This is a genomic window from Kineosporia rhizophila (genome assembly GCF_021277265.1).
GTDB classification, from domain to species: Bacteria; Actinomycetota; Actinomycetes; order Actinomycetales; family Kineosporiaceae; genus Kineosporia; species Kineosporia rhizophila.
This window is the reverse complement of record NZ_JAJSOH010000003.1, coordinates 227,251-239,548: the sequence shown is the minus strand read 5'-3', so window position 1 is coordinate 239,548 and position 12,298 is coordinate 227,251. Positions and strand designations below refer to the sequence as shown.

Sequence of the window (12,298 nt, the reverse complement as noted above, 5' to 3'; positions counted from 1 at the left end):
CCCGCCGGGCCGGGGGACGGTAGGTATGCATCAGGAACCTACAGGCCTCTCGACAACCACGGAAGCAGCCATGGACCTCCCCCGCTACACCACCCTGCACGTCGCCGTCGCCGGCGGGATCGCCCGGATCCAGCTCGACAACCCCCCGGTCAACACGCTCTCGGCGGCCATGATGATCGAACTGCACGACCTCCTGGAGAGGTTGCGGGACGACACCGACGTACGCGTCCTGCTGTTCTCCAGCTCCCACGAGGAGTTCTTCCTCGCCCACGTCGACATGGGCATCTTCGAGCACCTGAAGGAACTCGAGCCGGTCGCGGCCCGCTTCCCGCAGGTGAACGTGCACCAGGGCATCGGCGAGCTCCTGCGCACCCAGCCGCAGGTCAGCATCGTCAAGCTGTCGGGCATCGCCCGCGCCGGGGGCGCGGAGTTCGTGATCGCGGCCGACCTGGCCTTCGCCGCCACCGAGACCGCCCGGATCGGCCAGACCGAGGCGCTCCTGGGCATCCTGCCCGGCGGGGGCGCCACGCAGTACCTGCTCGAGCGGGTCGGCCGCAGCCGGGCCCTGGAACTGGTCCTGTCGGCCGAACTGCTCGACGCAGACACGGCCGCGCAGTACGGCTGGATCAACCGCGCGATCCCGGCCGCCGAACTCGACGCCTACGTGGACAAGCTGGCCACCGACATCGCCGCCGTAGGCTCCGACCTCATCGCCGCGGCCAAGCGCGCCCTGCCCGCCGCCGACCTGACCCCGGGCCTGCGCGTCGAGCACGACGAGTGGTCGGCCCTGGTCACCGGAGAGAGGTCGGCCAAGATCATGGCCGCGGCGGTCGAGCACGGTATGCAGACCCTGGAGAACGAGCGCGACGTCGAGGGCTTCCTGCGAGGTCTGGCCGCCGGCCGGTAAGACGCAGCCCGGCCGGCGGCGAGTGTGGTGTGATGACGGGCGATGGACAGCAAGCAGATCAGCGCCCAGACCGACACCTGGATCCTGGCGTGCCTCGCCGCCGGCCCGGCCCCGATGACGTTGCGCGAGATCCGCGAGCGTCTATGGGCGCAGATCCCGGCCGAGATCCGCTCGTCCTGGAAGGTGCTGCTGGTGGGTGACCAGGTCAGCCGCTCGCTGAACCAGCTGGCCCGCGAAGGTGTGGTGCGGCACGACAAGTACGCCATGCGCTGGGAGCTGGCCACCCGCGACCAGGACATGGCCGCACCGCCCACGCGGGCGGTGCCCGACGGTGAGCAGGATCAGCTGTTCGAGACCTGACGTTGCGGCGTCGGGGCCGAACGACGCAGGGTTGCGATCCCCACGCCGCTCAGGCAGAGCACCCCACCGGCCAGGGCGAGCAGGCCGGGCACCTCGCCGAGCAGGGTCCACGACAGCAGCACCACCAGGGGCGGCACCACGTAGGTGGAGGCGGCCAGGCGGCCCACGCTGGTCCGGGATAGGGCGTAGCCCCAGGTCAGGAAGGCGACGGCGGTCGGGAACACGCCCAGGTAGATCATGCTGAGGGTGGCCGAGGCGGGCGCTTCAGCAGCCTGGCTGATCAGGGTGGGGGCGAACGGCAGGGTGACCACGGTGCCGGTCAGGCAGCCGATCCAGGTCAGGGTCAGCGCGTCGATGCGGGCCAGCAGGCGCTTCTGACCGGTCGCCGAGAGCGCGTACAGCACCGCCGAGGCCACCCCCAGGACGACGCCGAGCAGGTCACCACGGCCGGTGGAGGTGGTCACCGCGATGATGGTGACGCCGCTGAACGCAACGGCCATACCGATCATCAGGCGGGCTGGGAAGCCCTCGCCGAGCAGGAGTCCGGCCAGCACCGCGACCAGGACCGGGGCGAGATTGACCAGCAGGGCGGCGGTTCCGGCGTCGAGGCGCTGTTCGGCCAGGTTCAGGGCCACGTTGTACAGGCCGAACCAGGCCACACCCCAGACCAGGGCCCAGAGCAGGGTCTGCCGGTCCGGGCGCCGGGCCCGCAGGCGGCCGCTGATCAGGACGGCCACGGTCAGCACGACCGAGCCGGCGAGCAGTCGGCCCAGGGCCAGCGGCCCGGCGGAGTAGTCGTGCCCGGCCGAGCGGATCCCGACGAACGCCGAGGCCCAGAGGACGATGGTCACGGCCGTGGCGGCGATCGGCAGGAACGTGGGTGCGGGCCGGGGCGACGTGGAGGGGGCCGGAGGACTGGCCAGTGCGGTCATGGACCGATCGTCGAGCCTGCAGACCTTTAAGCACCAGCGCGAGTTTCTTCCTGACTCTTAAGCCGGACTGTATTGTCGGGGCATGCTCGATCTGCATCGACTGCGCGTGTTCCGCTCGGTGGTGGCCAGCGGATCGGTCCAGGCCGCCGCCACCAACCTCGGCTACACCCCGTCCGCCGTCAGTCAGCACGTCACCGCCCTGCAGCGAGAGACCGGCCTGCCCCTGATGGAACGGGTGGGCCGGGGGCTCCGTCCCACACCGGCAGGTCTGGCGCTGGCGGCCGAGGCCGACGAACTGCTCACCCGGCTGGGCGCGACCGAGGCCCTGGTGGCCGATCTTCGCTCGGGGCGCACCGGCGGCCTGTCCATCGCCTACTTCGCCTCCGTCGGCGCGGCCTGGCTACCGCCGGTGGTGAGCCGGCTGACCGAGGAGTTCCCCGGTCTGCGGCTCGACCTGCAGCTCAGAGACACTCCGCCGGACAACCCCGACGAGCGCGCCGACATCCATCTGACCGTCGCCAATCGCACGTTCGTGCCGGGCAGCGGTTTCGTGGCCCACCACCTGCTCGACGACTCGTACGTGGTGGTGCTGCGCCGCGACCATCCGCTGGCCGCTCGCGCCGAGATCGAGATGGCCGAACTGGCCGGGGAACGCTGGATCGACAACGACTTCGCCCACGGCTGGTGCCGGGAGAACCTGCTGGACGCCTGCGCCGCGGCCGGTTTCAGCCCGCCCTTCCACGTGGAGGCGCACGACTACCCCACCGGGATCGCATTCGTCGCCGCCGGCGTCGGCATCACCGTGATGCCGCGGCTGGGAGCCAAGGAGATCCCCGAAGGCCTGGTGATCGTCCCCCTGATCCGGCCCCGTCCGGTGCGCTCGATCTACGCCATCGTCCGCGAATCCAGTGCCCGCAACCGCCCGGCCGCGCGGGCACTGGAACTGCTGCGCGCCGGCGCCACCCAGACTTCGATGGCCGCAAGTGGAGTGCCGAGCCCCCAGGCCACTGCCTAACGTCTACGTCGTGAGCAACACCGCTGCGGACATCGAGGAGGCGCGCTGGCGTCTGGTGCTGGCGCGTCAGGAACCCGAGCAGGCGTTCGTCTACGCGGTGCGCACCACGGGCATCTACTGCCGGCCCACCTGCCCCTCGCGCCGCCCGCTACCGGCCAACGTCTCGTTCTTCGACACCACCGTCGCGGCCCGCACTGCGGGGTACCGGCCCTGCCTGCGCTGCGAACCCGACCGGCAGGGGGAAGCCGGGCACACGTCGGCCGAGGCAGCCGTCATTGCCGCCTGCCGGGCGATGCGGGCCCACGGCGGTCCACTCCCGGCCGCACAACTGCGCTCGATCACGGGGCTCAGTCAGCGTGGCCTCTCCCGCGCCTTCGCGGCGGTCGCCGGAACAAGTGCCAGAGCCTTTGGGGACGCTGTCCGCACCGGAACGGCCAGAGTCCTGTTGCGTACGGGGAGCCCGGTCACGGAGGCAGTTTTCGCCGCAGGCTTCGGTTCGGTGCGGGCCTTCTACGACACGGCCGCCCCCACCCTGGGCATGACGCCCAGCTCCTACGCCCGCGGCGCCGTGGGTGAGCACCTGAGCTGGACCAGTGTGAACACCGTCGTGGGAACCGTTCTGGCGGTGGCCAGCGCCCGTGGGTTGTGCGCGGTCCGCATCGGGCCCCACCTGCCGCGTCTGCTCGATGAGGTGCAGACAGAGTTCCCCGCCGCCACCTTCACCCCCGAGCACGAGGCCCTGACCGACGTGGCGAGCGGTCTGGCCGCCCTCGCCGCCGGGCATCCGGCCGCCGCCGCGCTGCCGCTCGACGTGCGTGGCAGCGCCTTCCAGGCCCGGGTGTGGAGCGCCCTGAGGCGTATCCCGGCGGGCGAGACCCGCAGCTACGGCGAGGTTGCCGCCGAGATCGGCGCCCCCACCGCGGTGCGTGCGGTGGCCAGTGCCTGTGCCCGCAACCGCCTGGCCCTGGTCGTGCCCTGCCACCGCGTGGTGCGCAGCGACGGCACCCTCGGCGGCTTCCGCTGGGGCCTGAGCGTGAAGCAGTCCCTCCTCGACCACGAGAAGCGAGAACACAACAGATGAACACCTTTCAGGTGAGCGCGATCCCCGCACCGGTGCTGGCGCAGGTACGCGAGCAGGGCGTGGACCAGCACGGCAACCCGGTCCGGAGCCTGGTGAACACCGAGTCTCAGGGAGCACCGCTGCGCTGCTGCCTGCGTGAGGCCGAGGTGGGTGAGCAGATCGCCCTGATCGCCTACCGTCCCGAGAACCGGGGCGGCGCCTACGCCGAGGTCGGGCCCATCTTCGTCCACCCCCACGACTGCGGCGGCTACCGCGACACCGACCGCTACCCGCCCGCCTTCCGCCACCGCCGGCAACTGCTGCGCGCCTACGACCGCAACGGCCACCAGTTCAGCAACACCCTCGTCGAAGGCGCCCAGGCCGACGCCGAACTGACCGCGCTGCTGGCGAACCCGGAGATCGACTTCGTGCACTCCCGGAACCCCATGGCCGGGTGCTACATGTTCCGGATCAGCCGTTCATCGTAGGAGCGACCAGGCCGTGCCTCCCGGAAAGCCGTTAGCCCGTGCGCAGAAACGCACCCCACCCGGGTGAAAGCCAGGCCGCCGAGGTGTTCAGCAGCTTCCTGCGGCACCTCGCCTACCTGGAGGTGCCGGCCACCACCGAGCCCAACTGCGAGGTGTACACATGGGACGCTGCGTACCGTTTGTACACCTTGAGGTGCCCTCCTGATCGGCTGCGCGTGCGGCAGGAACGGCGGGAGGGCGGGCCGAAGGCCGATCAGTGGCTACGGGCCTGGCTGCGGTAACGGCCCGGGGTGCGGCCGTGGGCCCGGGTGAAGGCACGGGTGAAGGCCGGGACCGACCCGTAGCCCACGCTCTCGGCGATCGTCTCCAGGGAGTCGTGGGTGTCGCGCAGCCGGACCGCCGCCAGGTCCATCCGCCACAGAGCCAGATAGGCCGCCGGGGTCTGGCCGACGGCGATCGGGAAGCGGCGGGCCAGAGTTGCCCGGGAGACCGAGATGGCCTCGGCGAGTGAGGCTGTCGTCCACGGGGTCGCCGGGTCCTGGTGCAGGTGCTGCAGGGCCTTGCCCACCACCGGGTCGCCCAGGGCCCCGAGCCAGGTGCCGAAGCACTCCGGCGGGCTCTCCGACAGCCAGGCGCGCAGCATCTCCACCAGCACGATGTCGACCAGGCTGCGCAGCACCGCGGACGTGCCGATCCCCGGGTCGGCGAGCTCGCGGGCCAGCATCCGCACCGTGTCGTTCAGTCCCGCAGTGCCGGAGTCGGCCCGCACGTGCACCAGGGCCGGGAGCGCGCTGAGGATCTGGGTCAGGGTGACCGGGTCGGTGCGGTAGTGGATGGTCGCGATCCGGGTGGTGACCGGCCCGGTGCCCAGCCGGATCACCTCACCCGCCTCACCGCTGGCCGGCCCGGCGGGCTGGGCGGGCTCGGCCAAGCCGGGCTGGTCACCGAGGCGGTGCGCCGCACCGGCCGGCACCAGGACGACGTCGCCGCTGCCCAGTTCGGCCGGCTCCGCACCGGGCACGCTGAGCCAGGCCCGGCCGGCGGTCACGGCGTGCAGGGTCGTGCCGGACTGCCCGTCCAGCGCCAGGGCCCAGGGGCCGCCCGCCTCGACCCGGGTGCCGAGCGCTCCCTGGACTCCGGAGATGGTCAGCGCGTCAGCCAGAGGATCCACTCACGCATCGTACGCCGGTGAGACATCCGATCAACAGATCGAGGTTTTCAGGCATGGCCTGTCTGATCGACGGCTACATACGGTCAAGGGGTGCCGCTGGGGAACAGCCCCGGCGCCTCTGCGAAGGATCCCCTCATGGACTACACCACCTGGCCCGGCCTCCACGTCACCGTGACCCAGGGCGTGTCCACCGTGACGCTCGACCACCCACCCCTGAACCTGATGGACGCCGTCCTGCTGCCGTCGCTGCGGGGCTTCGTGCACCAGGTGCGCGGCGACTCGGCCGTGCGGGTCATCGTGTTCCAGAGCGCCGACCCGGAGTTCTTCAGCGCCCACGGCGACATGGCCTACGTGACCGACCCGGAGGCCCTGCCCCGGGCCACCCAGGCCGCCATCGACGCCGCGCCCGGGGCCGAGATCCCCGACGGGCTGAACATCCTCGAGGCCCTGAGCGAGGAGGTGCGCACCCTGCCCCAGGTCACCATCGGCAAGCTGGCCGGGTTCGCCCGGGGCGCCGGCAACGAGTTCCTGATGAGCCTCGACCTGCGCTTCGCGGCGATCGGGGCCTCGGGGCAGGCGCAGCCCGAGGCCCATCTGACCATCGTGCCCGGAGGTGGCGGCACGGTGAACCTGACCCGCCTGGTGGGCCGGGCCCGGGCCCTGGAGCTCCTGGTCGGCGGTCAGCTGGTCGGGGCCGAGGTGGCCGAGCGCTACGGCCTGGTCAACCGGGCGCTGCCGGCCAACGAACTCGACGCGTTCGTGGACGCCCTGGCGCAGCGGATGGCGAAGGTGAAGCCCGAGGTCGTGGCCGCGCTCAAGCAGATCGTCGACGCCGCCGCACCGCCGGCCCCGCACGAGGTCTACGCGGTCGAGAACGCCGCCCTGTACTCGCTGTTCACCGAAGACCTGGCCGAGGTGGCGCGCCGCCAGCTGGCCGCCGGAGTGCAGACCCGTGAGGGTGAGCGGGATCTCGAGGGCCTGCTGGACCGCCTCTGAGCACTGCTCAGAATCGCTGGGTGGCGCCCGTGCGGTTCGGCACCAACGCGGTGAACGCCTCGGCCGCCCGGGTGCGGGTGGTCGAGGCCGGCCGGGCCAGGCCCAGGATCCACGGCGTGGCGGGCGGATCGAGCGCGACCGGCACCACCCGCCGGCCGGTCTCGGTCTGTAACGGCGGGACGACGGCCACCCCGGCCCCGGCCTCGACGAAGCCCGGGATCGAGGTCAGGTCGGTGACCTCGACGACGATCGAGCGAGCCACCCCGGCCCGCCGGAAGTCCGCGTCGGTGCGGCCCCGATTGCAGAATCCGGCCGGCATGTCGATGAACGGGGACGGGCTCAGCTCGTTCATCGACACCGCCTTCGCCCCGGCCAGCGGATGCCCGGCCGGCACCAGCAGGCGCGGCTGGTACTCGGCGATCGGCGTGAGCTCGATGTCGCGGACGTCGCCGGACTCCACCCCGACGAAGGCCAGGTCGAGGGCGTTCGAGCGCAGCCCTTCCAGCAGCCCTTCCGAACCGGAGGGATCAGCGCTGAGATGCAACTGCACGCCGGGATGCTGCTGGCGGAAGTCGGCCACCAGCCCCGGCAGGTCGACCACGCTCAGCCCGGCCAGCGTTCCCACCCGCAGGCTCCCCCGCAGCCCCTCGCAGATACCGCCGACGGCGCGGCGGGCCTCGTCGAGAGCCTCCAGGGCCCGCTTGGCCTGGGGCAGCAGGGACCGCCCGGACGGCGTCAGGGCCACCTTCGTGGTGGAACGGTCGAACAGCGTCACCCCGAGGCTGCGCTCGAGGGTGCGGATACTGGCTGACACCGTGGACTGGACTGCCATGGTGCGGGCGGCCGCCCGGGTGAAGCTGAGCTCCTCGGCCACCGCCACGAAGTACTCCAGCTGCCGCTGTTCCATCCGCCCAGCTTATCGCCCAGAGCGCTGACCCTCATCGGAACTTTTCGTTTCCCCCGATAGGCCTGGTCGGCCCAGACTCGAGGAGGCCGCCCACCGGCGTCCACAAATCTTTGACGAAAAGGCGCGAACCATGAACATCCTGCTGACCGGAGCCACCGGCTACATCGGAGGGGGCGTCCTGGCCGCCCTGCTGGAGGCCGGCCACACCGTCACCGCCCTGGTCCGCACCGACGACAAGGCCGCCGCCGTGCGCAAGGAGGGCGGCTCGCCCGTGGTCGGCGACATGCAGGATCACGACCTGGTCCGGCGTCTGGCCGAGCAGAGCGAAGGTGTCATCACCACCGCCTCCCCGGGCGACGAGACCAGCAGCGCGGCCGAGGCCGACTTCGCCGACGCCGTGCTCGCCGGCCTCGCCGGATCCGGCAAGCCCTTCGTCCGTACCGGCGGTGTCTGGGTCCACGGAGCCGGGGACGAGATCACCGAACAGACCCCGACCGACGCGCCCACGATCGTCCGCTGGCGGTCCGAGATCGACGAACGAGTGCTCGCCGCACCGGGAATCCGCTCGGTCCTGATCGAGCCGGCCGTGGTGTACGGGCGGCACGGCGGCATCCCCAACGTCGTGTTCGCCGGCGAACGCGTCGGCGACCCGGCCGCGCTCACCCTGATCGGTGACGGCACCCAGCACTGGACCACGGTTCATGTGGACGATCTGGCGCGCCTTTACGTCGCGGCGCTCGTTCGCGCCGAGCACGGTTCCCGGTTCCTGGGCGTCTCGGGCGAGAACCCCACGACCCGGGAACTGGGCGAGGCGGCCAGTCACCGGCTGGGCCTGGCGGGCCGGGTCGTGCCCGAGACCCCGCAGCAGACCATCGAACGGCTGGGCCCTTTCGGCGCGGCCCTGCTGGTGAACCAGCAGGCAACCGGCCAGCATGCACGCCAGACCCTCGGCTGGACGCCGAGCCGGCCCTCGCTGCTCAGCGAGATCGCCTCGGGTGGTTACGATCCGGTGCCGAGCCAGCCCTGAACCGTCAGGACCGCATCGGCGAAGGCCTCCGGCGCCTCCTGGGGCAGGTTGTGCCCGGCTTCGACCACGCGATGCTCGTGGCGGGCCGTGAAGTGGGAGGCGTGGTGCGCGGTGCCGCCCGGCTTGAGCGGGTCTTGGGTGCAGTCGAGGGTGACGGCCGGGACGGTGATCGGTGGCTTGCGGGAAAGCTTGCCCTCCAGCGCCTCCCAGGCCGGATCGCCCGCAGCCAGGCCGAAAGCGTGACGGTAGGCGTGCACCACGACGTCGACGAAGTCAGGGTTGTCGAAAGAGGCTGCGGTGCGGGCGAACGTGTCGTCGTCGAACCGCCAGCCCGGCGACCACTGCTGCCAGAGCAGACGGCACAGCCCACGGCGGTCGGCGGCCAGGCTCTTGCGGCCGCGCTCGGTCTGGAACAGGTGCTGGTACCAGACAACCTGTTCCAGGGACGGCGGGGACGCCTCCCCCTGCCCCGCGATGTCCAGGACGTCGTAGCCGGCCATCGACACCAGGCCACCCACCCGCCACGGCTCGGCAGCGGTGGCCACGCACGAGGCCAGACCACCCCAGTCGTACCCGGCCAGGATCGGCCGGTGAAGGCCGAGCGCGTCGATCAGGGCCAGCAGGTCGCTCCCGAGGGCGGCCTGCTGGCCACTGCGCGGGGTCTCGGCCGACCGGAACCGGGTCGGGCCGAAACCCCGCTGGTACGGGCGGACGACCCGGGCCCCTTCGGCGACCAGGAGGGGCACCACCTCGTCGTAGGCGTGCACGTCGTAGGGAAACCCGTGCGACAGCACCACCGGCCACCCGTCCTCGGGGCCTTCCTGCAGGTAGGCGACGGTCAGCACGCCCGCATCGATCGTGTTCATCCGTAGCAGCTTACGACTGGCCTTCCTCAAGTGTCTTCAGACATTTGTGGGCCAGTTCCGCGCGCCCGCCTGGGTCGAAGTGGTGCCACGCCCGCGGGAGCGCCGTCTGCTCGAAGTCTGCTCGGATCGAACCCGGCCGCACCATGACGTACCGTCAAGGGGATCGGCAGGGCGATCCACGACCTCCGGACCCGCCGGAGGTGACGCCCATGCCCAGTCAGGGGCTCTGCGTGAGCAAGCACGACGAAACCTCCAGCAGGAATCAGTACCGCACCACGGCCGCCCACCAGATGGACGACCGGGTGCTGCTGCTGCGTGGCGGTCGCTACGACGGCAGGTCCTGGACCGGGGTGGTCGCGGTCGGCAGCCGGGTGTTCTGCGGTGAGACGGACGCCTGGTCGACGGAGGGCATCTACCTGGTCACCGACCAGCGGGAGACCACCGCGAGCGGTGAAGAGGGCAACATCGCCGTTCCTGCCTTTGCCTGAACCGACTGCCTGAACCGGCGCTGCTGCCCCCGACCCGCTGTTCCTCTCTCACGTCCATCGAGGGCTCCCTCGTCGCCTGCGACTGCAGCAGCGTCGCAGTCAGTGGCTCGAGAAGCACTGCTGTGACGCCGTTCCTGCGGCTACATGATCCAGTCCGGCGAAATACGCGGCGTAGGCCAGGGCCGGCGACACTGACCGACCGGGCCTCACCACCCGTCCTCGATTCAGTCGTTCAGCAGAAGCGTGTAGAAGCTGGCAATCAGGCCGTTCTCGACCAGAGCGATGTCGATCCCCCGCACGATCGGCGGTTGCGTCTGTGGCCCGAAGTTCCAGGCCAGGTGACCCAGGTTCTGAACCGCGTATGCGGGAGCGGCCGGCGAGAAGACGAAGCCGGGGGCCTCGTCCAGAATCTTCTGTGCCTTGGCCGACAGGGCGTCCCGGCCGACCACCACCTCCTGCGGATCGCTGAACCGCACGTCGGGCGCGCAGGTGCGCTCGATGGCGGCCCGGCGCCGCTCGGCGTCTCGCTCGCCGAACACCTCCAGCAGGTTGGCGTGCATCAGTTCCTCGATGGTCATCTGGTCTCTCCTCGTCGGCTCACCGACCGCCCGGGGCCCGAACGGCCGGTGAGCCAGTCTGCGCGGACGCCGACGGTCTGCGCATCAGTGAAATGACTTGTTCCGGATCCGAGCGCTCTCAGGCGCTGAGCACCCGCAGGGTCAGGGCGGCCGCCGCGATCAGCCCCATGACGACGGCAGGCTGCCACTCGGGATCGCGCACCCGCAGGTGTGAGATCACGGCGCCGGCGAAGTAGAGGGTGACGCCGATGGCGGCAGCAACCCCGAGCGGCCACCAGAACAGGCCGGCGATCAGCCCGGCTGCACCCGCGACCTCGAGCACACCGAGGGCCCAGAGCAGGTTCTCCGGCCAGCCGGTGGTCTTGGAGATCTTCAGGGCGATCTCGTTGCGGCGGAACTTGCCGCCGGCCGAGGCGATCAGGGCGACGGCGAGCAGAACGGAGACGATGACGGTGGCGATGAACATCAGAGGGAGTCCTTCCGGAGGGTGGGGGCTACGTGCTGGGCGAAACGGGCGATGCTGTCCTCGACGCGGCCGGGAGCCAGGCCGCCCCAGTCGGCGAGGGAGAGGATGCGGTCGGCGCCGAGCAGATCCCGCATCCGCAGGGCCTTCTCGGCGACTGCCTCGGTGCTGCCGATCATCAGCACTCCCGACGGCGACATTCCAGCCTCGAAGGTGGCCTGGTCGACGATGAAGCCCGGCGCACCGGGTCTTTTCGGCGCCAGGAAGGATCGGTAGTTCGGGTAGGCGGCCAGGGCCGACGCACGGTCGGTGGTGACCAGCAGGTGGGTGGCCAGACCGACCTTCAGCACGGACGGGTCGTGCCCGGCCCGCTCCCCGGCCGACCGGTACAGCTCCACCGCGGCGCGGGCCCGCTCGATGGTGCCGCCGATCAGCCCCAGCATCATGGGCAGGCCCAGCCGACCGGCCCGTTCCAGGCTGGCGGGTGAGCCTCCTACCCCGAGCCAGACCGGCAGCTGTTCCTGGTGCGGGCGCGGCACCACGGCGGCATCCTGCAGGGCGGGCCGATGCCGGCCGTTCCAGGTGATGCGCGGCTGTTCACGCAGGCGCAGCAGCAGGTCCAGCTTCTCGGCGAAGACCTCGTCGTAGTCGGCCAGATCGACGCCGAACAGCGCGAACGGGTCGGGATAGGCGCTGCGGCCCACGACGATCTCGGCGCGTCCCTGGCTGAGCAGGTCGAGCGTGGCGAAGTCCTCGTGCACGCGCACCGGGTCGAGCGTGGTGAGCACGGTGGTCGCGCTGGCCAGCCGGATCCGGCGGGTGCCCTGGGCCACCGCCGCGAGCACCACGGCCGGTGAGGACACGGCGAAGTCCTCGCCGTGATGCTCTCCCAGGCCGAACACGTCCAGACCCAGCTCGTCGGCGAGCACCGCGTACCGCACGATCTCCCGGGTCCGGCGACCGACGTCCATTGTTGTTGCCCCCACGTCGCTGAGCGACGCGATCCCGACTTCCACGACTTGCCTCCCGATCATTTGGAG

15 protein-coding genes are annotated in these 12,298 nt (G+C 71.2%); 8 read left to right on the top strand and 7 right to left on the bottom strand.

The features are described from left to right. Positions 1-70 precede the first annotated feature (70 nt). Positions 71-907: an enoyl-CoA hydratase/isomerase family protein gene (locus LWF15_RS07785; protein WP_232809712.1), complete on the top strand. Its 837-nt coding sequence runs from the start codon at positions 71-73 to the stop codon at positions 905-907. 42 nt (positions 908-949) lie between these two features. Beyond that, on the top strand, positions 950-1,267 hold the full coding sequence (locus LWF15_RS07780; protein ID WP_232809711.1) for a hypothetical protein: 318 nt from the start codon (positions 950-952) through the stop codon (positions 1,265-1,267). Here LWF15_RS07780 and LWF15_RS07775 read toward each other — a convergent pair. Beyond that, positions 1,249-2,199: a DMT family transporter gene (locus LWF15_RS07775; protein ID WP_232809710.1), complete on the bottom strand. Its 951-nt coding sequence runs from the start codon at positions 2,197-2,199 to the stop codon at positions 1,249-1,251. The two genes, LWF15_RS07780 and LWF15_RS07775, sit on opposite strands and share 19 nt — an antisense overlap. A gap of 82 nt (positions 2,200-2,281) precedes the next feature. Here LWF15_RS07775 and LWF15_RS07770 point away from each other — a divergent pair, with 82 nt between their 5' ends. Genes LWF15_RS07770 through LWF15_RS07760 form a run of 3 tightly spaced genes read left to right on the top strand, consistent with a single transcriptional unit; the run spans position 2,282 to position 4,762 of the window. Continuing rightward, entirely contained in the window at positions 2,282-3,214 is a 933-nt protein-coding gene (locus LWF15_RS07770; protein ID WP_232809709.1) for a LysR family transcriptional regulator, read from the top strand. Positions 3,215-3,224: 10 nt separating this feature from the next. Then, on the top strand, positions 3,225-4,295 hold the full coding sequence (locus tag LWF15_RS07765) for a bifunctional transcriptional activator/DNA repair enzyme AdaA (protein WP_232809708.1): 1,071 nt from the start codon (positions 3,225-3,227) through the stop codon (positions 4,293-4,295). Next, entirely contained in the window at positions 4,292-4,762 is a 471-nt protein-coding gene (locus tag LWF15_RS07760; RefSeq protein WP_232809707.1) for a DUF1203 domain-containing protein, read from the top strand. Before LWF15_RS07765 ends, LWF15_RS07760 begins: the two co-directional genes overlap by 4 nt. Positions 4,763-5,015: 253 nt before the next feature. On the opposite strand, the gene LWF15_RS07755 is transcribed toward LWF15_RS07760, so the two are convergent. Next, the gene (locus LWF15_RS07755) at positions 5,016-5,933 is read right to left on the bottom strand and encodes an AraC family transcriptional regulator (RefSeq protein WP_232809706.1); all 918 of its coding nucleotides are present in this window, start codon (positions 5,931-5,933) and stop codon (positions 5,016-5,018) included. 135 nt (positions 5,934-6,068) lie between these two features. Here LWF15_RS07755 and LWF15_RS07750 point away from each other — a divergent pair, with 135 nt between their 5' ends. Continuing rightward, a complete protein-coding gene (locus tag LWF15_RS07750; protein WP_232809705.1) occupies positions 6,069-6,929 on the top strand; it encodes an enoyl-CoA hydratase/isomerase family protein in 861 nt (286 codons plus the stop codon). Positions 6,930-6,936: 7 nt separating this feature from the next. On the opposite strand, the gene LWF15_RS07745 is transcribed toward LWF15_RS07750, so the two are convergent. Beyond that, the gene (locus tag LWF15_RS07745; protein ID WP_232809704.1) at positions 6,937-7,836 is read right to left on the bottom strand and encodes a LysR family transcriptional regulator; all 900 of its coding nucleotides are present in this window, start codon (positions 7,834-7,836) and stop codon (positions 6,937-6,939) included. Positions 7,837-7,966: 130 nt separating this feature from the next. On the opposite strand from LWF15_RS07745, the gene LWF15_RS07740 reads away from it, so the two are divergent. After that, complete coding sequence (locus LWF15_RS07740) at positions 7,967-8,863, top strand: NAD-dependent epimerase/dehydratase family protein (RefSeq protein WP_232809703.1); 897 nt, start codon at positions 7,967-7,969, stop codon at positions 8,861-8,863. On the opposite strand, the gene LWF15_RS07735 is transcribed toward LWF15_RS07740, so the two are convergent. Next, complete coding sequence (locus LWF15_RS07735; protein WP_232809702.1) at positions 8,836-9,729, bottom strand: alpha/beta fold hydrolase; 894 nt, start codon at positions 9,727-9,729, stop codon at positions 8,836-8,838. The genes LWF15_RS07740 and LWF15_RS07735 overlap by 28 nt on opposite strands. 209 nt (positions 9,730-9,938) lie before the next feature. Between LWF15_RS07735 and LWF15_RS07730 the strand changes: the two genes are divergently transcribed. Beyond that, a complete protein-coding gene (locus LWF15_RS07730; RefSeq protein ID WP_232809701.1) occupies positions 9,939-10,217 on the top strand; it encodes a hypothetical protein in 279 nt (92 codons plus the stop codon). 224 nt (positions 10,218-10,441) lie between these two features. On the opposite strand, the gene LWF15_RS07725 is transcribed toward LWF15_RS07730, so the two are convergent. The 3 genes from LWF15_RS07725 to LWF15_RS07715 form a co-directional block, all read right to left on the bottom strand. Continuing rightward, the gene (locus tag LWF15_RS07725; protein WP_232809700.1) at positions 10,442-10,795 is read right to left on the bottom strand and encodes a nuclear transport factor 2 family protein; all 354 of its coding nucleotides are present in this window, start codon (positions 10,793-10,795) and stop codon (positions 10,442-10,444) included. A gap of 118 nt (positions 10,796-10,913) precedes the next feature. Beyond that, entirely contained in the window at positions 10,914-11,261 is a 348-nt protein-coding gene (locus LWF15_RS07720) for a DoxX family protein (protein WP_232809699.1), read from the bottom strand. Then, positions 11,261-12,274: an LLM class flavin-dependent oxidoreductase gene (locus LWF15_RS07715; protein WP_232809698.1), complete on the bottom strand. Its 1,014-nt coding sequence runs from the start codon at positions 12,272-12,274 to the stop codon at positions 11,261-11,263. Before LWF15_RS07715 ends, LWF15_RS07720 begins: the two co-directional genes overlap by 1 nt. Positions 12,275-12,298: the final 24 nt, after the last annotated feature.